A 26,403-nucleotide genomic window follows, 5' to 3' on the forward strand; every position below is an offset into this window, starting at 1 on the left:
AGCACGGATTCCGGCACGTCGACGGCGCACCGGTCGGCCCGCAGGTCTTCGAGGAGATGCGCCGCTCCGCCGACCCCGGGGTGGCCGAATTCCTCGACCTCGCCCGCATCAAGCCGAATACCCTCGGCAACACCCGGATGCTCCTCGAACTCGGCTGACCGGCCGTAACCCGACCGGACGAGTGCCGTCGACCGTTGATGTACGGCCGCCGCGCAACCGCGACGCACACGCGGGGTTGCCGATATAACACTCCTCGTGATCACCAGCACCGAGGAGGAGCCCGTGCACGCACCGTCCACCATCCGCCGCACCGCCACCGCCGGGGCCGCAACCGCGGCGGCTCTGCTGCTCACCGCAGGTGCAGCGCAGGCCGACCTCGATCCCGAACGGCTGCGGCAGGTCACCGATCAGTACCTGTTCGAACTGGAGCTCGCCGAGTTCACCGCCGTCCGGGAACAGCAGCCGCATCCGGACCAGCTGGACTGGACCTCGGACAGCTGCTCGCTGTCCCCGGACGAACCGCTCGGCCACGACTTCGCCACCAGCTGCGACCGGCACGACTTCGGCTACCGCAACTACACCCGGCAGGAGCGGTTCACCGAACCGAACCGGGAGTTGATCGACGACCGCTTCCGCGACGACATGTACTCGGTCTGCGGCGGCGATCCGCTGTGCCGGGGGACCGCGGACGTGTACCACTTCGCGGTGCGCCAGTTCGGCGGGGTCGCCAACTCGACCGCCCAGGCCATCGAGATGGCCCAGATCGAACCCGGACGCGGGGCCGACGGCGGATTCCGGGCCACCGACGCGCGCGGCGAGCGGGTGCACCTGCCGGGCTGAGGCTCCACCGATCGGTGCGGCGGCCGGGCCCGGACCCGTCGCACCGATCACGCGGGATGAAAGGGCGGTCCCCGCAACCGGTTCCGTTCGGCGCGATCCGGAGCACGGAAAGCCCCGGGGAGACGACGTTCCCGCGACGTCAGGACTCCTCGTCGGCCTCCGGTGGTGGTCCACCGCGGATGGCGGTGAGCGCACCGTCGAGCTCGTCCGGCTTGACCAGCACCTCGCGCGCCTTGGATCCCTCGGAAGGTCCCACCACGCCACGGGATTCCAGCAGGTCCATCAACCGTCCGGCCTTGGCGAACCCCACCCGCAGCTTGCGCTGCAGCATCGAGGTCGAGCCGAACTGGCTGGTGACCACGAGCTCGGTGGCTTGCAGCAGGACGTCGAGGTCGTCGCCGATGTCCGAGTCGACCTGCTTGCTCTCGCCCTGCTTGGCGGTGGTGACGCCCTCGGTGTAATCCGGTTCGGCCTGCTCCTTGGTGAACGCGACGATCCGGTGGATCTCGTCGTCGCTGACGAACGAGCCCTGCACCCGGGCGGGCCGGGATCCGCCCATCGGCAGGTAGAGCGCGTCGCCCATGCCGATGAGCTTCTCCGCGCCGGGCTGGTCCAGGATCACCCGCGAGTCGGTCAGCGAGGAGGTGGCGAACGCCAGCCGGGACGGGACGTTCGTCTTGATGAGCCCGGTGACCACGTCGACCGACGGGCGCTGCGTGGCGAGCACGAGGTGGATGCCCGCGGCGCGCGCCTTCTGCGTGATCCGCACGACCGCGTCTTCGACGTCGCGCGGCGCGGTCATCATCAGGTCGGCCAGCTCGTCCACGATCGCCAAGATGTAGGGGTATGGCCGGTATTCGCGTTCGCTGCCGGGTGGTGCGGTGATCTCCCCGCTGCGCACCTTCGCGTTGAAGTCGTCGATGTGCCGCACCCGGTTGGCCTGCATGTCCTGGTAGCGCTGCTCCATCTCCTCGACGAGCCAGGCGAGCGCGGCGGCGGCCTTCTTCGGCTGGGTGATGATCGGCGTGATCAGGTGCGGAATGCCCTCGTACGGCGTGAGTTCGACCATCTTCGGGTCGATCAGGACCATCCGCACCTCCTGCGGAGTGGCCCTGGCCAGCAGTGAGACCAGCATCGAGTTCACGAAGCTCGACTTGCCCGAACCCGTCGAACCGGCCACCAGCAGGTGCGGCATCTTCGCCAGGTTGGCGGTGACCATGTGGCCCTCGATGTCCTTGCCCAGCCCCATGACCAGCGGGTGCGAATCATCGGCCGCCTTGGGCGAGCGCAGCACGTCGCCGAGCCGCACCATCTCCCGGTCGGTGTTGGGCACCTCGATGCCGACCGCCGACTTGCCCGGGATCGGCGCGAGCAGCCGCACGTTGTCCGTGGCCGCGGCGTAGGCGATGTTCTTGGTCAGCTGGGTGATCTTCTCGACCTTGACCCCGGGCCCCAGCTCGACCTCGTAGCGGGTGACCGTCGGCCCGCGGACGAATCCGGTCACCTGGGCGTCGATGTTGAACTGCTCCAGCACCCCGGTGATGGCCTCGATCATCGCGTCGTTGGCCTTGCTGCGGGTCTTGGGCGGTTCGCCGTCGGTGAGCACGTCCAGCGTCGGCAGCCGGTAGTCGCCCTCCACATCCCGGCTGATGGTGATCTTGTCGTCCGGAGCGGACGCCTGCTCCGGGGCGGCTGCGGGAACGGCGGAGGGCTCGGTCTTGTCCTTGCCGGAGCGCTTGCTCGTGTCCTTGCCGGACCGCTCCGCCTTCTCCGGCTCCGCCGACTCGTCCAGCGGCAGCTCCGGCTGCTCGGACATGGCCGCCTGGCGCCGCTTCGCCGGCCTACGCAGCTTGACGTCGGTGGGCTCGCCCTCGGAGGTACCGGCCTCCGGCCGCGTGTCCTCGCCGAACCGGCGGATCCGCGCGGGCACCTCGCGGACCGGCGTGCCGGTGAGCAGCAGCAGCCCGAACACCCCCACCAGCAGCAGCACCGGAACGGCCACCCACGCGGTGAGCCCGTGCGCGAGCGGTCCGCCCGCCACGAAGCCGAGAGCACCGCCCGCGTGCGCCCATTCGGCGGTCTCCAGCGGGGACCCGGACAGGATGTGCAGGGTGCCCAGCGTGGTGAAGACCAGCAGCAGGCTGCCGAGCACCACGCGCGGACGGGCTTCCGGGCTGGTCTCGGTGCGCATCAGCAGCACGGCGACCGCCAGCAGCACCACCGGCAGCACCACAGCCGCGGAACCGATGACCGAACGCAGCGCCCAGTCCAGCCATTGCCCGACGGGACCACCGGCCCGCCACCACACACCGGCGGCGGCCACCACGGCGATCGTCAGGGAGAACAGCGCCAGCCCGTCCCTGCGGTGGGCGGCGTCGAGTTCGCGGGTCCGGCCGAGCGCCCGCACGACGCTGCCCAGCCCCCGCGCGAAACCGCCCTGGCGCGCGGACTTCCTCGTCGCGGTAGAACGCTTCCGCGAGCCGGAGCTGCGCTGGGCCGGTGCGTGCGTCGAACCGGACCGCGGCTTGCTGCTGGTCGACGTTTTCGTCCCGGACGACTTCTTCCCGGACGACTTGGTGCCGGATGTGGCCCTGGATTTCGACGATCCGCCCCCGGAACCAGCGGAGGCGGATCCCCCGCGCGTTGCGTTGCGTCCCCCGCTCGATGTCCGGCTCGCCATGGGCCACACGGTATCTCCAGCCACCTCTCGCGTCACAACAGCCGCAGCAGGCCCCGGTCCTGCGGGCTGCGCGGTGCGGGCTGTTGCGGCGTCGTCGCGCGTGCGATCCTCGACCATCATGGTTGCCCTGCCCTCGTCCCCGAACGACCCGACACGCCGAGTCGACCCGGAGCAGCTGTACCGCAGCGCTCCCCGGTTGTGGCGGGCGGCGCTGCGGGTGGACCGCCTGGTGGTGGCGGCCACCGGCCGGCTGGAGGTCAGCGGGGACGTGACCGACGCGGTGCGCGGCGGTCCGGTGCTGCTGGCGGCCAACCACATCGGCAACGTCGACGCGCTGGTGCTGATGGCGGCCTGCGCGCGGCAGCGGATCCCGGTGCGCTTCCTGGCCACCGGCGGCCTGTTCGACACCCCGGTCCTCGGGCACCTGCTGCGCGCGACCGGTCACGTCCGCGCCGATCGCGGCACCCGGACGGTCGCCGAGGCGCTCGACCGGGTCGTGCACGCGCTGGCCGACGATCCCCGCCCGGTGCTGGTCTACCCGGAGGGCCGGATCAGCCGGGAACCCGGGCTGTGGCCGGAACGCGGCAAGACCGGCATCTCCCGGATGGCGCTGGCCTCGGGCGCCGCGGTGATCCCGGTCAGCCAGTGGGGCGCGCACGAGGCGATCGACTACGGGGCGGTACGCCCGGGCAGCGCCCGGGACATCCTGGCACTGGCCGGTTCCTGGGTGCGCGCGCTGCGCAGGCGTCCGCGGCTGCGGGTGCACTTCGGCGCTCCGGTGGACCTGTCCGGGCTGTCAGCCGAACGCACCGGGGACGCCGCTCGCGCCCGGGACCGCATCATGCGGGCGATCACCGCGGGACTGGTGGAGCTGCGCCCGGACGAACCGGACACCCCGGCCCACGTCGACCCGACCCGGCCCACCACGGGCAAGCGCAGTCCGTGGCGGCCCTGACCGCTACCCGGACCGCCCCCGGCGCAGGGCCAGCTGGTTGAGCCCCCAGAACACGAGACCGGTACCGAGCAGCACCGCGACCACGACGTACTCGGCCGGATCGCGACCGGTCAGCGGGCTGGCGAAGAACGCGCAGCTGAGCGCGCCGAGCACCGGAACCGCCGTGGGCGCGCGGAAGTGCTCGTGGTCGGCGGGTTCCCGCCGCAGCACCAGCACCGCGACGTTGACCACCGCGAACACGATCAGCAGCAGCAGCGAGGTCGTCCCGCCCAGTGCCGAGATGTCCAGCGCCGCGACCAGTCCGATGCCGAGCAGGCTGGTGAACAGGATCGCCGCCCAGGGCGTGCGGCGGGTGCGGTGCACCGTGCCGAAGGCGGCCGGGATGAGCCCTTCCCGCGCCATCCCGTACAGCAACCTGCTGGCCATCATCATGTTGATCAGCGCCGAGTTGACCACCGAGAACAGCGCGATCGCCGCGAAGGCCAGCAGCGGGAACCACGGCGCCCCGGCGCGGACGACCTCCAGCAGCGGCGCGGTGGAGCCCGCCAGCACGTGCACCGGGACCAGCAGCGACGACGCGACGGCCACCAGCAGGTAGATGGCCGCGCAGATGACGATCCCGGTGAGGATCGCCCGCGGGAAGATCCGCACCGGATCCCGGGTCTCCTCGACCATGTTCACCGAATCCTCGAATCCGACCAGCGAGAAGAAGGCCAGCGCGGTGGCCGAGGTCACGCCGAAGAACACGCCCGCCTCGGAGTTGACCTCCAGCAACCGCGCGGGTTCGCCCGCGCCCTGCACGACCGCGAGGAACCCGACGGCGATCACCACGAGCAGCCCGGTGAGCTCGACGGCGGTCAGCAGCACGTTGAGCTTCACCGATACGCCCACGCCGCGGAAGTTGATCACCGCGATCAGGGCCAGGAAGCCGAAGGCGACCAGACTCTCCGGCGCGCTGACGAATTCCTGCAGGTAGTCCCCGCTGAACGCTTCCGCCGCCGAGGCCGCCGAGGTGATCCCGGAGCACATCACCGCGAAGGCGACCAGGAACGTGAGCAGGTGCACGCCGAACGCGCGGTGGGTGTACAGCGCAGCCCCGGCCGCCCGCGGGTACTTGCCCACGAGTTCGAGGTAGCTGAACGCGGTCAGGAAGGCCAGCGCGAAGGCGATGAGGAAGGGCAGCCACAGGGCACCGCCGACCAGCCCGGCGACCTTGCCGGTCAGCGAGTAGATGCTCGCCCCGAGGATGTCGCCCACCACGAACAACAGCAGCAGCTTGGGTCCCATGACGCGGGCCAGCTGCGGCTCGCCGTCCCGTTCCGGGGTGACCGTCGTCGACATGGCAACGGAGTTTGCCTCAGTGACGTATGAGACAACAATAGTTCGCGCATTACGAGCTCGCTGCATCGCCGTTTCCGTCGGCGCACCACGAGGATTTCGCTGACCAGCGGATCGAACCCACGAGGAGGCGTGCAACTCAGTTTGCAGGGTCCTCTTGCAGTGCATGCCGCGTCGTGCAAGCCTCGAATCGGATGACTAGCGTCCGGGGAGGAGCGCGGAACATTGACCCGGCACTCGGCAACACTCGCCGTCAACGAGCGACTGCAGGCCAAGCGGAACGCCGGCGAGGAGGTGCTGCACCTGGGCTTCGGCGAAGCGGGCCTGCCGGTACCGCCGGGCGCGGCCGAGGTGCTGGCCCGGTCGGCCGGGCACAACGCGTACGGACCGGTCGCCGGTTCCGAACGGGCGCGCCGCGCGGCGGCCGGCTTCTTCGACCGCCGAGGACTGCCCACCGATCCCGACCGGGTCCTGTTCGCCCCGGGCAGCAAGGCGCTGCTGTTCGGCCTGCTCGCCGCACTACCGGGCGGGGTCGTGCTGCCGCAGCCGTCCTGGGTCAGCTACGCGGCGCAGGCCGCGCTGCTGCACGAGCGGATCCACTGGGTACCGGTCCCCGCCGAGGCCGGCGGCGTGCCCGATCCGGATCTGCTGGAACGGGCCCTGGTCCGGGCCGAGGCGGACGGACAGCGGCCAAGCAGCCTGGTGCTCACGCTGCCGGACAACCCGACCGGCACCCTCGCCCCGCCGGACCTGGTGCGCCGGGTGTGCGCGGTCGCCGAACGGCACGATCTGCTGGTCATCTCGGACGAGATCTACCGGGATCTGGCTACCGGGGAGCTGCGCAGCCCGGCCGAGCTGCTGCCCGAACGCACCGTGGTCACCTGCGGGCTGAGCAAGAGCACGGCACTCGGCGGCTACCGCATCGGGTTCGCCCGGCTGCCGACCGGCGAACTCGGCGCGCGGCTGCACGAGGAGCTGCTCGGGATCGCCAGCGAGATCTGGTCCGGCCTGGCCGCGCCGATGCAGGACGTCGCCGCCTGGGTGCTGGACGATCCCGCCGAGGTCACCGAGCACATCGCCGCGTCCAGCCGCCTGCACCGCGCGGTGGCCGGAGCCGTGCACGCGGAGTTCCGGACGGCGGGCGCGGTCTGCCGCGAGCCCACCGCCGCGTTCTACCTCTACCCGGACCTGGAACCGCTGCGCCCCGCGCTGGCCGCACGCGGCGCGGACACCGGACCCGCGGTCGCCGAACTGCTGCTCGACCGGCACGGCGTGGGCGTGCTCGCCGGCGCCGAATTCGGCGATCCGGAGCACGCGCTGCGTTTCCGGGTGGCCACCAGCCTGCTCTACGGCGAAACCCCCGAGCAGCGCAGGCAAGCACTGCACAGCCGAGACCCGTTGGCACTGCCGTGGATCCGCGGCTCGCTCGACAACCTGCGCGCGGCACTGCGGGATGTGGCCGGCTGAACCCGCGCACGCGACGGGGCGCCGGCCTCCCGTACAGGAGACCGGCGCCCCGTCCGCGGTCCGAAAGGAAGAAGACTCAGTGGTCGTCGATCGGCGCGTTGACACAGTCGGTGTCCTCAGGCGACCCAACCGAGAGGTTCGCGCCCAGGGCAGCCACGTCGTTGCCGCACAGCTGGACCGGCAAGACGCTGACGTTGTCATCGTTGAGGAGGTTGACCCCGTCGTTGTCCGCGCTGTCGGCGAACGCCGGAGAACCGATCGCCAACACAGCCGCGGCCGCAGCGGAAACGCCGAGAAGTCGAGTCGTAGTACGCACCGAAGACCCCAATCTCCAGAGAGGACATGTCACCGGCGCAATGGACCGCGCTGTTCAGGCGGACACGTTTCCGCGCCGGTGCTTCGTACCTTGGCAGTCACTCCACGGGACAGCCCGCTGAGTCCTCCGAACGAGAACCAGGTTCATCCACGGCGGCGAGGAGGTAGACGGTGCGTGACCGGGATCCGGCAGCGGCACTCCGCCGGATTTCACCCGGCGGAGCGGCAAATCAGGATCCGACGGGCAGCACGGTCGGTACGATCATCGGGCGGCGCCGGTAGGTATCGGCCACCCACTTGCCGACCACGCGGCGAACGGCCTGCGCGATCCGGTGCGTATCGGTGATGCCCTCGCCCTCGGTGCGCGCGAGCTCCATCTCCACCATGGACACCACGTCGTCCAGTGCCTTGGGGTCGTCGGAGAAGCCGCGCCCGGAGACCGTCGGCGGCGAGACCGCGCGACCGGTGCCCGCCTCGACCGCCACGGTGATCGCGATGAACCCGCCCTCGCCGAGGATCAACCGGTCGGACAGCGTCGACTCGCCGACGTCGCCGACCGAGAGCCCGTCCACGTAGACGTGCCCCACCTCGACCCGGCCCGCGATGCTGGCGAGCCCGTCGACCAGGTCCACGATCACGCCGTCCTCGGCGATGGCGATGCGGTCCGGCGAGACTCCGGTCAACCGCGCCAGTTCCGCGTTCGCACGCAGGTGGCGCCACTCCCCGTGCACCGGCATGACGTTGCTCGGGCGCACCGCGTTGTACAGGTAGAGCAGCTCGCCGGCCGAGGCGTGCCCGGACACGTGCACCTTGGCCCCGCCCTGGTGCACCACGTCGGCGCCGAGCCGGACGAGCCCGTTGACGACGCCGAACACGGCGGTTTCGTTGCCCGGGATCAGCGAGCTGGCCAGCACCACGGTGTCGCCGGAACGGATCTTGATCTGCTTGTGCTCGCCGCGGGCCATCCGGGACAGCGCCGACAACGGCTCGCCCTGCGAACCGGTCGAGACGAACACGACCTGGTCCTCGGGCATCTCCAGCGCCGCGTCCAGGTCCACCAGCAGGCCGTCCGGCACCCGCAGGATGCCGAGGTCGGCGGCGATGCCCATGTTGCGCACCATCGACCGGCCGACGAAGCAGACCTTGCGGCCGTGCTTGTCGACCACGTCGAGCGCCTGCTGCACGCGGTGCACATGGCTGGCGAAGCACGCGACGATCACCCGCTGGGTGGCCTTGCCGACCACATCGTCGAGCACCGGGCCAATCTCGCGCTCCGGTGTGACGAACCCCGGGACCTCGGCGTTCGTGGAGTCCAGCAGGAACAGGTCCACGCCCTCGTCGCCGAGGCGGGAGAACCCGGCCAGGTCGGTGAGCCTGCCGTCCAGCGGCAGCTGGTCGAGCTTGATGTCCCCGGAGTGCAGCACGACACCGGCGGGCGTGCGGATGGCCACCGCCAACGCATCCGGGATCGAGTGGTTGACCGCGAAGAATTCCAGATCGAACGGGCCGTGCTCGCTGCGCTGACCCTCGGCGACCTCGACGAGCACCGGGTCCAGCCGGTGCTCGCGGCACTTGGCGGCCAGCAGGGCCAGCGTGAACGTGGAGCCCACCACAGGGATGTCCGGGCGCATCTTGAGCAGGAACGGGACCGCGCCGATGTGGTCTTCGTGACCGTGCGTGAGCACCAGCGCGTCGATCTCGTCCAACCGGTCCTCGATCGCGGCGAAGTCCGGCAGGATCAGGTCCACGCCGGGCGCGTCGTCCTCGGGGAAGAGCACGCCGCAGTCCACGACCAGCAGCCGCCCGCCGTGCTCGAACACGGTCATGTTCCGGCCGACCTCACCGATCCCCCCGAGTGCGACCACGCGCAGGCCGCCGGGATCCAGCGGCGGTGGCGCCACCGCCGAGACCGGGGCTACCGGCTGGGACTCGGTGGCTGTCGGCTTGGTGTTCAACGCTGGGTCACCTCTGCTGCTGCGTCCGGATTGACCAGTACGAGACCAGCATCCCACAGGTCGCTCGTGATCAACCGAACCTGCTCGTCGGTCGCGGCGGGCAGCGGCAGGCGGGGCTGACCGGTCTCGTACCCGCACAATCGCATGGCGGTCTTGGCGAAGATGACTCCGCCGACGAAGTTCATCGAGCGGTACACCGGGAGCAGTCCATTGTGGATTTCGCGCGCCGCGGCGACGTCCCCGGATTCGAAGGAATCCAGCATTCGCCGCAACCGGTCGCCGACCACGTGCCCGATCACGCTGACGAAACCGACCGCGCCGACCGACAACCACGGCAGGTTCAGCGGGTCCTCACCGGAGTAGTACGCCAGATCCGTCCCGGCCAGCACCTCGCTGCCCGCCATCAGGTCGTGCTTGGAGTCCTTGACCGCCTGGATGCGCGGGTGCTCGGCGAGCCGCTTGAGCGTGTCCGTCTGAATCGGCACCACCGAGCGCGGCGGGATGTCGTAGAGCATCACCGGCAGGTCGGTGGCATCGGCCACCGTCCAGAAATGCTGGTAGAGCCCTTCCTGCGGAGGTCGCGAGTAATACGGGGTGACGACCAGCAGCGCGTGCGCTCCGGCCTTCTCCGCCGCGCGCGCCAGCTCCACGGAGTGCTCGGTGTTGTTCGTCCCGGCACCGGCCAGCACCGTCGCCCGGTCGCCCACGGCCTCGGCGACGGCTCGCAGCAGCCGCTCCTTCTCCGCGTCGGTGGTCGTCGGGCTCTCCCCGGTGGTTCCGTTGACCACGAGACCGTCGTTGCCGACGTTGTCGACCAGATGCGTGGCCAACTCCTGGGCCAGGTCCAGATCGAGGTTCCCGTCCTGGTCGAACGGGGTGACCATGGCGGTGAGCACACGGCCGAACGGGCGGCCGGGACTGGCGGTCGGACAGGTGGTCATGGCCATGACGTTACCTAACGACCGCCCAGGTCAACGCGACCGGATCGGCGAACGCGAGACGCCTTCGGAAAACTGCCGCCGCACCCGGCACGCGCCCGGCGGATTTCCGCGCACCCGGCACCGCGGGCGGGCCGATTTCGCGCACCGGCCCCGCGGCTCGCTTCGGCGGCGGCCCGCCCCGCGGCGGGGCGCGCGGCCCGCACCGCCGAGCGAACCCGTCGGAGAACAGCCGCTAGAAGGTCCGGCGCAGGTCCTGCATCGCCACCACGTCCGCGTCGTTGCCCTCGAACTCCACCCGGGCCGGGCGGGAGAAGGCGTGCAACACGAGCTCGCTGGGCTCACCGACGATGCGGACCGTACGCGGACCGCGCTTGGCCTGCAGCTCCGTGCCGTCCGGGCGCCGCAGCACCACGCCCACCGGACTGCGGCCGTAGAACACTTTCGCCATCCGGGTCAGCGACTTCCACAGCCCCTCTTCCCGGTCCGCGTCGGTCGGGCGCGGCTGCCAGTCCGGTTCCGCGCGCCGTACGTCCTCGTGGTGCACGTAGAACTCGGCGGCGTTGACCGTCTCGTCCACGGCGCCGAACGACAGCGGGTTCCACTTCTGCGGCCCCTGCCGGACCTCGTCCACCAGTTCCGCCCAGGACTTCCCGCGCACCTCGTTCTCCACCCGCTCGCCCCGATCGGCGAGCGCCTTCACGAACTGACCGGCCATCGCATCCGGGCGGCGCTCGCGCACCACCAGGTGCACCGCGAGGTCCTTGGTCGTCCACCCCGCGCACAGCGTCGGGGCATCGGGACCGACGCGCTCGAAGAGATCGCTCAATTGCCGACGTTCATCACTGGCCACACCCATGGGCCCACTCTAGCCACCGGGCGATCCGATCGCCGCGGGTGATCACGCGGTGGCCGGCGTGCGCAACCGGCTGCCGTCAGCCGCGTAGAGCACGCAGTGCACCTGCTGCGACCCCTCGTCGTCGGTGGTGAAGTCGATCGACCCGGCGTGCCCGCGCTTGAGGTCCCAGCGCTGCTCGTCCGGGACCAGCGCGGCGAACCGCAGCGTTTCGTCCCGGCCGGGGAACACGATCTGGTCCGACTCGAAATGGCTGGCGCAGAAGGCCGCGCCGTAGTCCGCCAGGACCTCGGCGCCGGGGTAGCCGACGTCGTCGTCGCCGAACGGGGACCCGGAGGTGAACACCTCGAAGTCGTGCGACTCCGCGCAGTCGGCCTCGGCGTCGGCGGTCAGCTCCGCCCCGGCCGCGACCTCACCGGAACCGCACTGCCCGGCCTCCAGCTCGAAGGCCGGCAATTCGGATTCCTCGCCGTAGAACAGCACCGGGTCCATCGCCTCCGGACCGCCGTCCGGTGCAGCGCTGACCCGGCCGAGCGCGAACGCGGTGCCCAGCAGCAGCGCACCGACCAGCGCCGCAGCACCGATCAGCCGGCCGCGCGACCGGATGCGCACCGGCACGCGCACCCGGGTGGGGTCGGGCAGCCGGCTCGTCCCGCCCGGGACGCGGCCGGGAACCGAGTGCGCAGGTTCCTCGGCACCGGATCCCGCCGTCCCCGCCAGCAGCGCGCGCACTCGTTCGGCGGTCAGCCGGGCGTCCGGATCCGGCACCAGCAAACCGATGATCACCGCGCCGAGCGCGCCGTGCGGCGCGGAAAGCCGGGGCGCCTCGGTGAGCACGGCGTGCAGCGTGGCGGCGGTGGTCGGGCGCTCGTAGGGCATCCAGCCCTCCAGCGCGAAGAACAGCACCGCGCCCAGCGACCACAGATCGCTCGCCGGCGCGGCATCGGCACCGCGGATCCGCTCCGGGGCGATGAACGACGCGGACCCGACGAGGATTCCGCTGCTGGTCAGCCGCGGATCCTCCCGGTCCTGCGCGATGCCGAAATCGGCCAGCTTGACCCGGTCACCGCACACCATGATGTTGCTGGGCTTGACGTCCCGGTGCACCACGCCGGCGCGGTGCGCCGCGTCCAGCGCGGACAGCAGCTGCTCGGCGAGCGCCCCGACCTGCGCCGCAGGCAGCGGGCCGTCCCGCTCCACGAGCTCGGCGAGCGTGGGCGCCCGCACCAGCTCCATCACGATGCAGGTGGGGCCGTCCCCGGTGAGCACGTCGTGCACGGTGACCACGCCCGGATCGCTGAGCCGGCCCGCGGTGCGCACCTCGCGCAGCACGCGCTCCTCGGACACGGCCCGCGCCTCCGGATCGCGCGTCTCCGGCGGGTGCAGCTCCTTGAGCGCGACGTCACGTCCGATGACCTCGTCGCGGGCCCGCCAGACGACGCCCATCCCGCCGCGTCCCAGCTCGTCGAGGAGCCGGTACCGGCCACCCACCAGCCGCTGCTGCCCGGTGCCGGGCTCCGGACCGCTTTCCTGCACCGCTCGTTCCTCCCGTGCGCCGACCGACCGCGACCGCGTCGCGTCGATCTTCATCCAATCAGATGATCACGGCACGATCGGCACGATCCGGGCGATGCGGATCCGCCGGGGCGCGGCGCTCAGCCCTCCGCGACGAACGGGCTGGACGCGACCTCGGAACCGTCCTTGAGCGCGGTGATCTCGAAGTCGCCGAACACGTTCGGCACGGCCTTCTGCAGGTGCCGCAAGCACTCGACGGCCAGCCAGCGGATCTCCACGTCCGCGTGCTCCGAAGCGCGCATCGCGATGAAGTGCCGCCACGCCCGGTAGTTCCCGGTGACCACGATCCTGGTCTCGGTGGCATTGGGCAGCACCGAACGCGCCGCCTGCCGGGCCTGCTTGCGGCGCAGCGTGGCCTTCGGTTCGTCTGCGAACTTCTCCTGCAGCGCCGCGAGCAGATCGGTGTAGGCGGCCACGCTTGCCTCGGTCGCCGCGGTGAACTTCGCGTGCAACTCCGGGTCCTCGGCGATCACGTCCGGCTCGACCATCGCCGCGTCGCGCTCGGGCACGTAGCGCTGGGACAGCTGCGAGTAGGAGAAGTGCCGGTGCCGGATCAGCTCGTGGGTCAGCGAGCGGGACATCCCGGTCAGGTAGAACGTCACGGTCCCGTGTTCGAGCACCGACAGGTGCCCGACTTCCAGGATGTGCTGCAAATAACCGGAATTGGTCGCGGTTGCCGGGTTCGGCTTGCTCCACGACTGGTAGCAGGCCCGCCCCGCGAACTCGGCCAGCGCCTGACCGCCGTCCGCATCGGTCGACCACTCGATGTCTTCCGGCGGGAAGAACTCGGTCTTGCCGATCAACTGCACCTTCGGCCGCACGATCTCGGTCACGACGGGCGGGCCCCTTCCTGGATCTCCTGCATTCGAACGCCTGCCATCCCGCCGGCCGGCCTCGCGGCCCCGCCGAGCGGCGGAAGCGGTGTGCGGTGGCGCGGGCGGGCGCTGGACTCCCCTGTTGCCCGCCGAGCGTAACCGCCCGCACCGACGATCCGGCCGCGGCACCGGATGACACCAGGAAGCCGGTTGCACGACGTCATACCTGGTGCCATTCTGATGTCATGGATTTGAGCCCGTACCTCGACCAGCTGCGCGCGGATCTGAGTTCGGCGGCCTCCGCCGGCGATGAGCAGACCAGGCACACCGCCGCAGTGCTGTCCGCGGCCCTGGAACCGGCCGCGCGGTTGGCGGTGATGAACGCGCTGTCCGACCTCGCCGCGGAAGTCACCACCCAGCTGGACGGCCAGGTGGTCGACGTCCGGCTGGACGGCCGCGATGTGCGTGTGGTGGTCAGCGGTGGTCCGGACTCCCCGGCGACCGAGCACGAAGAACCGCTGCCGCCTCCGCCGAACCTGGACAGCGGCGATATCAGCCGCATCACGCTGCGGCTGCTCGACGAGATCAAGGGCCAGGCCGAGCAGGCCGCATCCACCCAGGGCGTCTCGCTGAACACCTGGGTCGCCCAAGCAGTCCAGACGGCGCTGCGCGGCGGCGCCGCACGCGGACCGAACCAGAGCGGGACCGGCTCGGGGGCGCCGTCCGGACCGCCGGGAAGCCGGGGTGACCGCATCCGCGGCTGGGTCCGCCCCTGACCACTCGGCAGCAGTCGCACCGGCCGTCGGCGAACGGCCCTGATCAGGCGAAAGGCCACGGCGATGAGCACGGAACGGATCCCGGGCGAGGAACCCGAGGACACCCGGCGCAGGAAGTCGCGCGCGGGACGCGATGATCCGGCCGACCTGGTGCGCACCCAGGACTTCGAGGTCACCGGCCCGATCGGCGTCGACGTCAACAACGGTCTCGGCCCCATCGAGGTGGAGCTGGTGCCCACCGAGCTCGTGCACGTCGAGGTGCGGCACGACCCGGCGGCCACCGGCCTAGACCTGCGCGGCGGGATCGCCGGCCTGCTGAACTGGGTCGGCGAGCAGTTCGGCGAAGCGGGCGCGCGGGCCGGTCTGGACGCCGAGCGGCTGCGCACGCCGCGGGAGCCGGTCGCCGAGGCCGTCCGGCGCACCCGCATCGACCTGACCGGCAACCGGCTGGCGGTGCGCACCCCCGGCACCGCCCCGCTGCGCGGCGTCCCGCTCGCGGTGCGCGTGACGGCCCCGGAGTCGTCCAGCGTGAGCATCCACACCAGCTCCGGAGAGGTCGCGGTGACCGGTCGCGCCGGGCGGATCAGCGTGCAGTCCGGCTCCGGCACGGTCGCCGTCGAGCGCGCCGAAGATCGCGCCACCGTGCGGTCCGGCGCCGGGCAGCTGCGCCTCGGTGACATGGCGGGCGGCGTGCACGCCCGCAGCGGCAACGGGGACATCGAGATCGGCGAGCTGGCCGCCGCCTCGACCGTGGCCACCGGCAGCGGGGACGTCTGGCTGGGCTCGGTGCGCGCGGACGTCCTGGTGCGCTCCGGTGGCGGCGACGTGACCGTCTCGGACGCGGCCACCGGTCAGGTGGAGCTGATCACCGGTTCCGGCGAGGTTCACGCCGCGATCCGCCGAGGCGCGCTGGCCGAGGTCGACCTGTCCTCGTCCACCGGCGCGGCGCGCAGCGATCTGGACGTCACCGACCAGCCGCCCGACGACCAGGCCGGGCTCCGGATCTACGGCCGCAGCGGCACCGGCGACGTCGTGCTCACCTCGGCGACCTGACGGCCGAGCGGCGGGGGATCAGCGCAACGCGGGGACGAGCGCCCCGGCAAGATCCCCGCGCTCGCCCACCACGACGTCGTCCAGTCCCAGCCACTCCGCCATCTCGCGCAGCGCCGCCACCAGCTCGACGACCACCTCGGCCCGGTCGGTGCCCGGCTCGGCGAACGCACCCGGCACCCGGAGCACCCCGGCCGCGCGGTCGGCCTTCAGGTCCACCCGCGCCACCAACCGGCCGTCGAGCAGGAACGGGAACACGTAGTACCCGTAGCGCCGACTGGCTTGCGGGACGTAGATCTCGATGCGGTAGCGGAACCCGAACACACGCTCGGCGCGCTGCCGCTCCCAGATGAGCGGGTCGAACGGGCACAGCAGCGCCCGTCCGGTGATCTCGCGCGGCGCGCGGGCCGCGGTGTGCCGGTACGCGGTGCGGTCCCAGCCACGCACCGCGACCGGTTCGAGCGCACCGGCCTCGACCAGCTCGGTCACCGCGCGGCGCGAACGCTGCGGATCCAGCCGGTAGTAGTCGCGCAGATCGGGTTCGGTGGCCACGCCCAGCGCCTGCGCCGACCGCTCCACCAACTCGCGGATCGCGACCTCCTCGTCCGGTTCGGAGCCCAGCACCGACGCGGGCAACACCCGCTCCGGCAGCTCGTAGAGCCGCTCGAAGCCGCGCCGCGCGCCGGTGGTCAGGTGCCCGGTGGCGAACAGCAGCTCGCAGGCGCGCTTGGTGTCCGTGCGGTTCCACCACGGACCGCTGCCGCGCCGACGCCCGCCGCCGAGCTCGCGCTCCAACGTGCCTGCGCCCACCGGCCCGAGCCCCTTGACCCCGGCCAGCACGTCCTCCACCAGTTGCGGGGCGCGGTCCAGCAGTTCGCGGGCGTGCCTGCGCCACGATCCGCCGTGCTCGCGCATCCGCCAGCGCAGCAGCGGCCAGTCCTGCACCGGCAGCAGCGACGCCTCGTGCGCCCAGTACTCGGCGAGCAACCGCGGCCGCCGCGGGCCGTGCGACCAGGCGGCGTCGTCGAGGAGTTCGGCGGCGTACGGCCCGATCCGGCTGAACACCGGCATGTAGTGCGCGCGCACCGCCACGTTCACCGAGTCCAGTTGCAGCAGTTTCGTGCGGGACAGCACCCGGCGCAGGTGGGTGCGGGTCGGGGCACCGCGCGGCCGCGGATCGGCGAACCCCTGCGCGGCCAGCGCGATGCGCCTGGCCCGGTCGGCGCTCATGGTCTGCACGGGCACATCGTGCCAGCGGACCCCGACAGCGCGGTCCGCGCCCGCGCGATCACCCGGCGTGCCTGACCCGGCGCGGCAGCGCGCGTTAGGTTGGGGCATGGCCGATGCCGATGTGCGCACCGCAGGACCCGCCGACGCCGACGAGATCACGCGCATCCAGGTCAGCACCTGGCGCACCGCCTACCGGGAACTGCTGCACCCGGACGTGCTGGACGGGCTGGATCCGGACACCGCGCGCAACGCTTGGCGGCAGACGCTGGTCGACGGACCGGCCGCCGTGCTGCTGGCGACCGAGGGCGGTGTCCCGGTCGGGTTCTGCGCGAGCGGCCCCGCCCCGGAACCCGAAGCGGCCGCCGCCGACGGCGCGATCCCGGACGACCTGGCGGACACGGTGCTGGTCAGCACGCTTCTCGTGGAACCCCGCTGGGGCAGGCGCGGGCACGGTGGCCGGTTGCTCGCCGCCGCCGCCCAGCAGGCGACCCTGCGCGGTGCCGCGCGCGGAATCACCTGGGTCCCGGAAGCCGACGCGGCCTCGACCGCGTTCTTCCGGCACGCGGGCTGGGACCCGGACGGCACGGTGCGCACCCTGGACGCGGGAGGGATCCCGTTGCGCGAACTGAGGCTGTCCGGCAGCTTGGACCTGCATCTGACCACGGCCGCGGCGGGCTGACCTGCCGGAACTCCCGCGCCGCTGCGCCGGGTGCACCCACCTTTCCCCGGGGGGTCGCGTTGCTCGCCGTGCTCGGTCTGCTGTCCGCGACGTTCGGCGTCGCGATGTGCTCGGCCGTGCTCCCGCTGATCAGCATCGAACTGTTCACGCTCGGCGTGGTGCTGCACGGGACCGATGTGCCCTGGTGGATCCTGGCGCTGGTCATCGCCGCCGGGCAGATCGCGGGCAAGCTGCTGCACTACGGCGCCGCCCGTGGAGCGATCCGGCTGCCCGCGCTGCTGACCCGCCGCGGTCGCGCGCCGCACGAGGGCACCTGGCGCAGCAGGCTGGAGTCGTTCCGCACCCGCTGCCGGCGGCGTCCGGTGTGGACCGGCGGAGTGCTGCTGATCAGCGCGCTGGCCAGCCTGCCGCCGTTCGCCGCAATGGCGATGGTGGCCGGCTGGGCGAAGGTGCCGATCACGCTGTTCCTGGTCACCGGGTTCGCGGGACGATTCGCGCGGTTCGGCGCGCTGGCCGCGGCCCCGGCTGCGATGGGTCCGCTGCTCTGACGCCGGTCAGTGCTGCTCAGGCCCGGTCGACGTCTCCCGCCGTTCGAGGTCGATGGCGTGCCGCATGGTCTTGCGGCCCCGGTTGCGGTCCCCGGCAAGGTCGTAGGCCTGGGCCAGCGCGAACCACGGGCGCCAGTCGTCCGGATCGGCCTCCACCGCGGCCTGGCAGGACGCGAACCACTCGTCGGCGGCGTCCCGCCGCACCCGGCCGGACGGCAACGTGGGCAGGTGCGAGACGTCGGGCAGCGCGTCCTCGTCGTGCAGCCTGCGCGCGAGGCGCTCGGTGTTCGCCCCGAACCGCAGCTGGTCGGCGACCAGCACGCCGCCGAGCACCGGCAGCACGAAGATGGCCAGCCCGAGCAGCACGAACACCGGCTGCCCGCTGGCGATCATGGTGATCGCCCGCTCGCCCATCAACACCAGGTAGACCAGCAGCGCCAGCGCCACCACGAACGACGACGTGCGGGCGTTGAGCAGCCTGCGACCCCGGTTGTCCTTCGCCACGGCTCAGCACCCCCCGACGTGCCGCGATGCGCTCCGCACGGCGGTCACAGGCCCATGAGCTCGTCGAGGCCCACCGTCAGGCCGGGGCGGGACCCCACCTCGCGCACCGCCAGCAGCACACCCGGCATGAACGAGCGGCGATCGTAGGAATCGTGCCGGATCGTCAGCGACTCCCCGTCGGCGCCGAACAGCACCTCCTGGTGCGCGACCAGACCGGCCATCCGCACCGAATGGACGTGCACACCGTCCACATCGGCCCCGCGCGCACCGTCCAGCTCCTTGGTGGTCGCATCCGGCATGTCGTCCAAACCCGCGTCCGCCCGCGCCTGCCCGATGACCTGCGCGGTGCGCGCGGCGGTCCCGGACGGCGCATCGGCCTTGCGCGGGTGGTGCAGCTCCACGATCTCCGCGGAGTCGAAGTAGCGCGCCGCGATCTCGGCGAACTTCATGGACAGCACCGCGCCGATCCCGAAGTTCGGCGCGATCAGCACGCCCACGCCCGGGTGTTCGGCCAGCAGCGCCCGGATCGCGTCGTGCTCGGCCGGGCCGAGCCCGCTGGTGCCCACGACGACGTGGATGCCGTGCTGCACGCAGAACCGGATGTTGTCCATCGCCGAGTCGGGATGCGTGAGCTCCACCGCCACCCGGGCGCCCGCGTCGAGCAGACCGTCGAGGCCGTCCTCGCGAGTGACGGCGGCGACCAGCTCCAGGTCCGGGGCCTCGTCGACGGCGCGCACCGCCTCGGCACCCATCCGGCCGCGTGCACCCAGCACACCGACCCCGACCGGGTTTGCGGATGGTGAACTCACCTGACGACGACCTCTCCACGCGACGACAACGCATCTCGGAGTCTATGCGCCGCACCGCGCGCCCGGCCTGCGCGGGCCCGGGTCACGGCAGGACGCCGTCCGGGAGTTCGGCCGCGTGCTCGAACGGGCCGACGACCGCGGTGGTCAGCGGCCGGCGCAGCAGATCGGCCGCGACCTCGGCGACGCCGTCCGCGGTGACCTCGTCGATGCGCTGCAGGGTTTGCTCCACGCTGAAGTGCCGCCCGTAGTTGAGCTCGACCTTGCCGATGCGGCTCATTCGGGCGGCGCTGTCCTCCAGTCCCAGCACGAGAGCTCCGCGCAACTGGGCCTTGCCGCGCTCGACCTCCTGGTCGGCGAGACCTTCGGCGGCGACCTCGGCCAGCACCTGCCGGATCACGGCACCGACCTCACCGATCCGGTCCGTCGTGCTGCCCGCGTACACCGAGAACGTCCCGGCGTCCGCGTAAGCGCTGGTGCCCGAATACACCGAGTAGGCCAGTCCGCGGCGCTCGCGGACCTCCTGGAACAGCCGCGAGCTCATCCCGCCGCCCAGAGCGGCGTTGAGCACACCCAGCGCGAAGCGGCGCTCGTCGTACCGGTCCGGCGCCCGGCAGCCCAGCAGCAGGTGCGCCTGCTCGGTGTCGTCCGGGTGCAGCACCAGCGGCTGCTGGCGGGGCAGGCGGGTGCGGCCGCCGCGCGGAGGCGTCGGACTGATGTCCCCGCTCAGCCGCTCACCCAGCGCCTTGCGCACCCGGCGCACCACCGCCGCGTGCTCGACGTTGCCGGACGCGGCCAGCACCATCCGCGGCATCGTGTACGAGCGGCGGTAGAAGCCGTGCACCCGCGCGCGGGTCATCGCGCTGATCGACTCCTCGGTGCCCAGCACGGACCGGCCGAGCGGGTGCTCACCGAGCACCGCCGAGGTGAACGATTCGTAGAGCAGGTCCTCGGGATCGTCGTCGCGCATCGCGATCTCTTCGAGCACCACGCCCCGCTCGACCTCGACATCGGATGCGGCGTTGACCGCGTCGAACACCACATCGCAGAGCAGGTCCACCGCCAGCGGCAGGTCTTCGTCGAGCACGTGCGCGTAGTAGCAGGTGTGCTCCTTGGCGGTGAACGCGTTGAGCTCCCCGCCGACCGCGTCGACCTCCTGCGCGATGTCCATCGCGCTGCGCCGGGCGGTGCCCTTGAACAGCAGGTGCTCCAGGTAGTGCGCCGCCCCGGCTTGCGGCGGCCGCTCGTCCCGGGATCCGACGCCGACCCAGATGCCCACCGACGCCGACCGGACACCCGGAACCGGCTCGGTGACCACGCGCAACCCGCCCGGGAGCACGGTGCGCCGGACGTCGGCACCGTCACCGCCCTTGGCCAGCGTCCGGGTGGTCCCCGGCCGTTGCAGGTGTGCCGAGCGCGTCTGCTGCCTCATGTCCCCAGCCGTGTGTCGCCGATCAGGTGCGGGCGGGTCGCCCGGCACAACGATACGACCCGCGCCCGGCCGGCCGCGGCGCCCCGCGACCGGCTCCCGCCACGCACAGCAGCGCGGCCCGCCCCGGACGATCCGGGACGGGCCGCGTCGGGACTGCTCAGCGGATCACTCCTCGGCGGTGTCCGCCTCGGCGGCCTCCGCGGATTCCTCGCCGCCCTCGGCGCCCTCGGCGCCTTCCTCGTCGACCAGCACCAGGCTGATCTTGCCGCGGCTGTCGATGTCGGCGATCTCCACGCGCAGCTTGTCGCCGACGTTGACCACGTCCTCGACCTTGCCGATGCGCTTGCCGTTGCCCAGCTTGGAGATGTGCACCAGGCCGTCCTTGCCCGGCAGCAGCGAGACGAACGCGCCGAACGCGGCCGTCTTGACGACCGTGCCCAGGAAGCGCTCGCCGACCTTGGGCAGCTGCGGGTTGGCGATGGCGTTGATCTTGTCGATCGCGGCGTCCGCGGACGGACCGTCGGCGGCACCGACGTAGATCGTGCCGTCGTCCTCGATGGTGATCTCGGCGCCGGTCTCCTCGGTGATCGTGTTGATCATCTTGCCCTTGGGCCCGATGACCTCGCCGATCTTGTCCACCGGGATGTTGAGCGCGGTCACCCGCGGCGCGTGCGGGCTCATCTCGTCCGGCGAGCCGATGGCCTCGGCCATCACGTCCAGGATGGTCAGCCGCGCGTCCCGCGCCTGGCCCAGGGCCTGCGCCAGCACCTCGGACGGGATGCCGTCCAGCTTGGTGTCCAGCTGCAGGGCGGTGACGAACTCCGAGGTGCCCGCCACCTTGAAGTCCATGTCACCGAAGGCGTCCTCCGCGCCGAGGATGTCGGTCAGCGCCACGTACTGGGTCTGGCCGTCGACCTCGTCGGAGACCAGGCCCATCGCGATGCCCGCGACCGGGGCCTTGAGCGGGACACCGGCGTTGAACAGGGACAGCGTCGAAGCGCAGACCGAGCCCATCGAGGTCGACCCGTTGGAGCCCAGCGCCTCGGACACCTGCCGCAGCGCGTACGGGAAGTCGTCCCGGGACGGCAGCACCGGCAGCAGCGCCCGCTCGGCCAGCGCACCGTGCCCGATCTCCCGGCGCTTCGGGCTGCCCACCCGGCCGGTCTCCCCGGTGGAGAACGGCGGGAAGTTGTAGTGGTGCATGTACCGCTTCGTCGTCTCCGGGGACAACGAGTCGATGGTCTGCTCCAACCGCAGCATGTTCAGCGTGGACACACCCATGATCTGGGTCTCGCCGCGCTCGAACAGGGCCGAACCGTGCGCCCGCGGGATCACGCCCACCTCGGCGGACAGGCTGCGGATGTCGGTGAGGCCGCGGCCGTCGATGCGCACCTGGTCGCGGATGATGCGCTGGCGCACCTGCTTCTTGGTCAGCGCCTTGAACGCGGCGCCGACCTCCTTCTCCCGGCCCGCGAACTGCTGGCCTTCCTCGACGCCGACCTTGTCCAGCACCTGGGCCTTGACCTCGTCGAGCCGGTCCTCGCGCTCCTGCTTGCCGCTGATCTTGAGCGCCTCGGCCAGCTCACCGGCACCGGCCTGCTCGACCGCGGTGTAGATGTCCTCGGCGTAGGCCGGGAACACCGGGTAGTCCTCGGTGGACTTGCCGCCCGCCTGCGCCAGCTGCTGCTGGGCCTCGCACAAGGTGCGGATGAACGGCTTGGCGGCCTCCAGGCCCTCGGCGACGACCTCTTCGGTCGGCGCCTGCACGCCCTCGGCCAGCAGCTCGGTGGTGTTCTCGGTGGCCTCGGCCTCGACCATCATGATCGCCACGTCGTCGCCCACGATGCGGCCGGCGACGACCATGTTGAACACGGCCCGCTCCAGCTGGTCGTGCGACGGGAAGGCGACCCACTGGCCGTCGATCAGGGCCATCCGGGTGCCGCCGATCGGGCCGGAGAACGGCAGGCCGGACAGCTGGGTGGAGGCCGACGCGGCGTTGATCGCCAGCACGTCGTACAGGTCGTTCGGGCGCAGGCTCATCACCGTGACCACGACCTGGACCTCGTTGCGCAGGTTGTCCACGAAGGTCGGGCGCAGCGGCCGGTCGATGAGCCGGCAGGTCAGGATCGCGTCGGTGGAGGGGCGCCCCTCCCGGCGGAAGAACGAGCCCGGGATGCGCCCGGCCGCGTACATCCGCTCCTCGACGTCGACGGTCAGCGGGAAGAAGTCGAAGTTCTCCTTCGGCTGCTTGGACGCCGTGGTGGCCGACAGCAGCATCGTCTCGTCGTCCAGGTAGGCGGCGACGCTGCCCGCGGCCTGCTTCGCCAGCCTGCCCGTCTCGAAGCGGACGGTGCGCGTGCCGAACGCGCCGTTGTCCAGCACGGCAGTGGCTTCGTACACGCCCTCGTCGATCGACTGGGGTTCGGTCAAGATCTACTCCTCGTTCCGGCGAGTCCCACGGGCGCGGAAACGGGGTCCGACGAGGCCGGCCATCGATCGAAGCCCTCGGGCGCGTCGAGGACGTGCCCGGGAGCCACTACCGAGGACCGGCGGACGACTGGTTTCCCGGCCACCGTGGGCGCTCTGTTGTTCGTACGGCGGCGCCGCAGCGCCGTCCGGTGCTTCACGCACCGAGGGGAGCGGCCGACGACCGCTCCCCTCCGGTGTTCGTCAACGACGCAGACCGAGCCGCTGGATCAGCGAACGGTACCGCGCGATGTCCACCTTGATCAGGTAGTTGAGCAGACGGCGGCGCCGACCGACCATCAGCAGCAGACCACGACGCGAGTGGTGGTCGTGCTTGTGCTGCTTCAGGTGCTCGGTCAACCCGACGATCCGCTTGGTCAGCAGCGCAACCTGCGCCTCCGGCGAACCCGTGTCGCCGTCCTTGAGGCCGTACTCGGCCAGGATCTGCTTCTTCTCCGCAGTGGACAAAGCCACGAGCTGACTCCCCTTGTTGATTGTCCCGTGCCACTTGCACCCGTCGGGCCACATCCGCCCTCGTCGGGCCGGTGGGCTCCCCGAAGCGCCGACCAGCGGCGGCTCCCGGTGAGTACCGTTCGGCTCGACCACGGGTCACGACCGGTGGCCGACGCGGACCGCCAGCACTGCTACGTACGAGCTGCGACGCACACGTCTCGCCCCGAGGGCGGAACGGATCTGCCGCGCGGGCGAACGGTCGAGCCACCGCGGATCCCGGCCACCACGGACTGCAGCCGGATCCACCGTTCAGGATAGCAGGGGGACCAACGCCCCGGATTCACCCCGAGCGTCCGCGGGTCACCGGCACGCGGTGCACCGTGCGGTACTCGCGACCGCCCGCGCGCTGCTCGCTGCGCACCAGGGCGAGTTCGTCCGCGGTCCACCAGGGACCGGCGTAGCCGTCCAGCAGACCGGTCAACGCTGCGCGGTCGGCCCGCCCGGCCGCCCAGCGCGCGACGGTCAGGTGCGCCCGGTGCGCCTCCGGATCGCCGCCGGCGGCCCGCACCAGCTCGCGCAGGGCCCGCCCGTCCTCGGCGCCGGCCGGCCGCACCCCCGCCCAGAGGACACCGCGGAACACTCCGGCCCCGGCCACCCGCAGCGCGGGCGGGTACGCCGCCGCGCGGGCAGCCCCGGCCTCCAGCCGCTCGGCGAGGTCGTGCTCATCGGCATCGTCGCCGTGGAAGCACAGCGTCAGATGCCAGCGCGCGGACGGCACGAAGCGGAACGTGCGCAGCCCTGCCGTGGCCGCGGCGACCCGGTGCTCGTCGAGCGCGGCCAGCGCCGCCACCAGGTCGTCGACCGCCTCCGCGGACGGCCACAGCGCGGTGAACAACCGCACGGTTCGCCTCCCGTCGCTACCCGTCGCCGTTGGCCGCCCGGCGGAGCAGGCCGGCCAGGCCCGGGTGCCCCGCCTCCAGCAGTTCGGCGGCCGACTCCAGCTCACTGGGCCGCGCCAGCTCGCGCAGCACCGGCCAGCAGACTTCCTCCCCGTTGGCCGCCGCGACCGGCAGGTTGTCCCTGCCCAGCGACGGCCGCGAGTTCCGCACGTCCTCCAGCGCTTGGTCGATCGCCTCGGCCTCCCCAGCCGCCACTCCCGGGATCAGCACCTTGCGCTCCAGGATGACCAGGCGGGCCAGCACCGAGGGATTCCCGATCTTGGCCCGGCGCCCGCTCATCACCTGGCTCAGCATGGGCGCGCTGATGCCCAGCACCTCGGCCAACTGGGCCTGCGAGATCCGGAATGCCACGACCAGGCGCCGCACCCGGTCGCCGAGCGGCTCGCCGTACCACTGGCGCTGTAACGCCAGGTTCCGCTGGACGGTCCTGCCCTCCGCCAACTTCGCTCCCCAGTGTTGTCGGATGTCCCGCTGTTGTCGATATGCCGCTCTCGTCGAACGTGCCGCGCGGCGGCCCCGGGGGTCTGCGCGAGCTCGGACGTCCCGCGCCGCGCGACGCGACCCCGATGCCGCGACCCCGATACCTGCGACACGTGCCGGGGAACCGGCGCCGGAGTCCGGGCGCCCTCCACCGGGAACCGCGTCCGAGCACGGCGCCGCGCCCCGAATCCTGCCACGTCACGGCACACGCGGTGCCGGGTTCGCCGATCTGCCCCAGCACGCCCCACGCACGACCCTGCCGGTGCGGGGTCCGGCCGGTCTCACCGCGGCGTGCCGAGCACGCGCCGGGTCTCGACGACGTCCTCGTTCATCTGCGCGATCAGCGCGTCGACCCCGTCGAAGCGCTCCATGGACCGGAGCCTGGCCACGAAGTCGAGATCCACGTGCTCGCCGTAGAAGTCGGTGTCCACGTCCAGCACGTAGGACTCCACCGTGCGCTCGGTCCCGGAGAACGTGGGATTGCTGCCCACCGACACCGCGGCGGCCAGCGTCCGCCCCTGCTCGGCCGACCCCCGGCGGCGATGGGTGAACCAGCACGCGTACACCCCGTCGGCCGGGATGGCGGCGTGCGGCGGTGTGGACAGGTTGGCCGTGGGGAAACCCAGCTCGGCCCCGCCGCGGCCCGCCCCGCGGACCACGATGCCCTCCAACCGGTGGCTGCGCCCCAGCGCGGATGCCGCCGCGACCACGTCCCCGGCATCGATGCAGGCCCGGATGTAGGTCGACGAGAAGGTCACCGCGGGATCGTCCGCCTCGTCGCCGCGGCGCACCGGACCGGCGACCAGCGCATCGGAGGCCACCTCGAACCCGAACCGCTCGCCCAGCTCGGCCAGCAGCCCGATGTCGCCGGCCGCCTTGTGCCCGAAGGTGAAGTTCTCGCCGACCACGATCTCGGCCGCGTGCAGCCGCTCCACCAGGATCGAGTGCACGAACTCCTCCGGGGGGACCCGGGACAGCTCGCGCGTGAACGGCACGACGCAGAACACATCCACCCCGAGCTGCTCGGCCAGTTCGGCCCTGCGGCGCAGCGTGGTCAGCTGCGCCGGATGGCTGCCCGGGCGCACGACCTCGGACGGATGCGGGTCGAAGGTGACCAGCACGCACGGCAGGTCCCGCTTGCGGGCTCGCTGCACGGCGTGCGCGATGAGCTGCTGATGCCCTCGATGCACCCCGTCGAACACGCCGATGGTGACCACGCACCGGCCCCAGTCACCGGGGAGCTGTTCCAAACCGCGCCAACGCTGCACGGCTGGCAAGCCTACTGC

Annotated in this window: 24 protein-coding genes and 1 pseudogene; 8 read left to right on the forward strand and 17 right to left on the reverse strand. The window is 71.9% G+C overall.

What is annotated here, in order from left to right; genetic code table 11:
• Positions 1–158, forward strand: a pseudogene (locus IQ251_RS07475) (amino-acid N-acetyltransferase); the annotation flags it as partial.
• 97 nt (positions 159–255) lie between these two features.
• Positions 256–840, forward strand: a complete 585-nt coding sequence (locus IQ251_RS07480) for a phospholipase (protein WP_370591252.1) — start codon at positions 256–258, stop codon at positions 838–840.
• A 139-nt stretch (positions 841–979) separates the two neighbouring features.
• Here the strand turns inward: IQ251_RS07480 and IQ251_RS07485 are convergent, their stop codons facing one another.
• Positions 980–3,520 (reverse strand): DNA translocase FtsK, encoded by a 2,541-nt coding sequence (locus tag IQ251_RS07485; RefSeq protein ID WP_193927743.1) that lies wholly within the window; start codon positions 3,518–3,520, stop codon positions 980–982.
• A gap of 118 nt (positions 3,521–3,638) precedes the next feature.
• Here IQ251_RS07485 and IQ251_RS07490 point away from each other — a divergent pair, with 118 nt between their 5' ends.
• The gene (locus tag IQ251_RS07490; RefSeq protein WP_193927744.1) at positions 3,639–4,475 is read left to right on the forward strand and encodes a lysophospholipid acyltransferase family protein; all 837 of its coding nucleotides are present in this window, start codon (positions 3,639–3,641) and stop codon (positions 4,473–4,475) included.
• A 3-nt stretch (positions 4,476–4,478) separates the two neighbouring features.
• Here IQ251_RS07490 and IQ251_RS07495 read toward each other — a convergent pair whose 3' ends face one another.
• Complete coding sequence (locus IQ251_RS07495; protein ID WP_193927745.1) at positions 4,479–5,816, reverse strand: APC family permease; 1,338 nt, start codon at positions 5,814–5,816, stop codon at positions 4,479–4,481.
• Between the two features lie 222 nt (positions 5,817–6,038).
• Between IQ251_RS07495 and IQ251_RS07500 the strand changes: the two genes are divergently transcribed.
• On the forward strand, positions 6,039–7,280 hold the full coding sequence (locus tag IQ251_RS07500) for a pyridoxal phosphate-dependent aminotransferase (protein WP_193927746.1): 1,242 nt from the start codon (positions 6,039–6,041) through the stop codon (positions 7,278–7,280).
• Between the two features lie 76 nt (positions 7,281–7,356).
• Here IQ251_RS07500 and IQ251_RS07505 read toward each other — a convergent pair whose 3' ends face one another.
• The 6 genes from IQ251_RS07505 to thyX all read right to left on the reverse strand — a co-directional run bounded on the left by IQ251_RS07505 (position 7,357) and on the right by thyX (position 13,752).
• The gene (locus tag IQ251_RS07505) at positions 7,357–7,548 is read right to left on the reverse strand and encodes a hypothetical protein (RefSeq protein WP_370591253.1); all 192 of its coding nucleotides are present in this window, start codon (positions 7,546–7,548) and stop codon (positions 7,357–7,359) included.
• 277 nt (positions 7,549–7,825) lie between these two features.
• Positions 7,826–9,550, reverse strand: coding sequence for a ribonuclease J (locus tag IQ251_RS07510; protein WP_193927748.1), 1,725 nt, complete (start codon positions 9,548–9,550; stop codon positions 7,826–7,828).
• A complete protein-coding gene (gene dapA, locus IQ251_RS07515; protein ID WP_193927749.1) occupies positions 9,547–10,491 on the reverse strand; it encodes a 4-hydroxy-tetrahydrodipicolinate synthase in 945 nt (314 codons plus the stop codon). The genes IQ251_RS07510 and dapA overlap by 4 nt, the downstream gene beginning before the upstream one ends.
• A 232-nt stretch (positions 10,492–10,723) precedes the next feature.
• Positions 10,724–11,347 (reverse strand): TIGR03085 family metal-binding protein, encoded by a 624-nt coding sequence (locus IQ251_RS07520; RefSeq protein WP_193927750.1) that lies wholly within the window; start codon positions 11,345–11,347, stop codon positions 10,724–10,726.
• 42 nt (positions 11,348–11,389) lie between these two features.
• Entirely contained in the window at positions 11,390–12,880 is a 1,491-nt protein-coding gene (locus IQ251_RS07525; protein WP_370591254.1) for a serine/threonine-protein kinase, read from the reverse strand.
• Positions 12,881–12,999: 119 nt separating this feature from the next.
• Positions 13,000–13,752 (reverse strand): FAD-dependent thymidylate synthase, encoded by a 753-nt coding sequence (gene thyX / locus IQ251_RS07530; protein WP_193927752.1) that lies wholly within the window; start codon positions 13,750–13,752, stop codon positions 13,000–13,002.
• A gap of 227 nt (positions 13,753–13,979) precedes the next feature.
• Here thyX and IQ251_RS07535 point away from each other — a divergent pair, with 227 nt between their 5' ends.
• Both IQ251_RS07535 and IQ251_RS07540 read left to right on the forward strand, forming a co-directional pair.
• Positions 13,980–14,510, forward strand: coding sequence for a toxin-antitoxin system HicB family antitoxin (locus IQ251_RS07535; protein ID WP_193927753.1), 531 nt, complete (start codon positions 13,980–13,982; stop codon positions 14,508–14,510).
• Positions 14,511–14,573: 63 nt separating this feature from the next.
• Positions 14,574–15,563, forward strand: a complete 990-nt coding sequence (locus tag IQ251_RS07540; RefSeq protein ID WP_193927754.1) for a DUF4097 family beta strand repeat-containing protein — start codon at positions 14,574–14,576, stop codon at positions 15,561–15,563.
• A gap of 18 nt (positions 15,564–15,581) precedes the next feature.
• Here IQ251_RS07540 and IQ251_RS07545 read toward each other — a convergent pair whose 3' ends face one another.
• Positions 15,582–16,790: a winged helix-turn-helix domain-containing protein gene (locus tag IQ251_RS07545; RefSeq protein WP_193927871.1), complete on the reverse strand. Its 1,209-nt coding sequence runs from the start codon at positions 16,788–16,790 to the stop codon at positions 15,582–15,584.
• A 106-nt stretch (positions 16,791–16,896) separates the two neighbouring features.
• Here IQ251_RS07545 and IQ251_RS07550 point away from each other — a divergent pair, with 106 nt between their 5' ends.
• Entirely contained in the window at positions 16,897–17,469 is a 573-nt protein-coding gene (locus IQ251_RS07550) for a GNAT family N-acetyltransferase (RefSeq protein ID WP_193927755.1), read from the forward strand.
• Positions 17,470–17,537: 68 nt separating this feature from the next.
• Positions 17,538–18,017: a hypothetical protein gene (locus IQ251_RS07555; RefSeq protein ID WP_193927872.1), complete on the forward strand. Its 480-nt coding sequence runs from the start codon at positions 17,538–17,540 to the stop codon at positions 18,015–18,017.
• A 6-nt stretch (positions 18,018–18,023) separates the two neighbouring features.
• Here the strand turns inward: IQ251_RS07555 and IQ251_RS07560 are convergent, their stop codons facing one another.
• From IQ251_RS07560 to IQ251_RS07595, 8 genes are all read right to left on the reverse strand, one after another.
• Positions 18,024–18,521, reverse strand: a complete 498-nt coding sequence (locus tag IQ251_RS07560) for a tetratricopeptide repeat protein (protein WP_193927756.1) — start codon at positions 18,519–18,521, stop codon at positions 18,024–18,026.
• A gap of 44 nt (positions 18,522–18,565) precedes the next feature.
• Positions 18,566–19,330, reverse strand: coding sequence for a 4-hydroxy-tetrahydrodipicolinate reductase (dapB, locus tag IQ251_RS07565; RefSeq protein WP_193927757.1), 765 nt, complete (start codon positions 19,328–19,330; stop codon positions 18,566–18,568).
• Positions 19,331–19,412: 82 nt separating this feature from the next.
• Positions 19,413–20,759: a M16 family metallopeptidase gene (locus IQ251_RS07570; RefSeq protein ID WP_193927758.1), complete on the reverse strand. Its 1,347-nt coding sequence runs from the start codon at positions 20,757–20,759 to the stop codon at positions 19,413–19,415.
• Positions 20,760–20,924: 165 nt separating this feature from the next.
• A complete protein-coding gene (locus IQ251_RS07575) occupies positions 20,925–23,189 on the reverse strand; it encodes a polyribonucleotide nucleotidyltransferase (protein ID WP_193927759.1) in 2,265 nt (754 codons plus the stop codon).
• A 240-nt stretch (positions 23,190–23,429) separates the two neighbouring features.
• A complete protein-coding gene (gene rpsO / locus IQ251_RS07580) occupies positions 23,430–23,699 on the reverse strand; it encodes a 30S ribosomal protein S15 (protein WP_193927760.1) in 270 nt (89 codons plus the stop codon).
• Positions 23,700–24,018: 319 nt separating this feature from the next.
• Positions 24,019–24,579 (reverse strand): RNA 2',3'-cyclic phosphodiesterase, encoded by a 561-nt coding sequence (gene thpR, locus IQ251_RS07585; RefSeq protein WP_193927761.1) that lies wholly within the window; start codon positions 24,577–24,579, stop codon positions 24,019–24,021.
• 16 nt (positions 24,580–24,595) lie between these two features.
• Positions 24,596–25,078 (reverse strand): helix-turn-helix domain-containing protein, encoded by a 483-nt coding sequence (locus tag IQ251_RS07590; RefSeq protein WP_193927762.1) that lies wholly within the window; start codon positions 25,076–25,078, stop codon positions 24,596–24,598.
• 320 nt (positions 25,079–25,398) lie between these two features.
• Positions 25,399–26,385, reverse strand: a complete 987-nt coding sequence (locus IQ251_RS07595; RefSeq protein WP_193927763.1) for a bifunctional riboflavin kinase/FAD synthetase — start codon at positions 26,383–26,385, stop codon at positions 25,399–25,401.
• Positions 26,386–26,403 lie beyond the last annotated feature (18 nt).

This window comes from Saccharopolyspora montiporae (genome assembly GCF_015209505.1).
GTDB lineage: Bacteria > Actinomycetota > Actinomycetes > Mycobacteriales > Pseudonocardiaceae > Saccharopolyspora > Saccharopolyspora montiporae.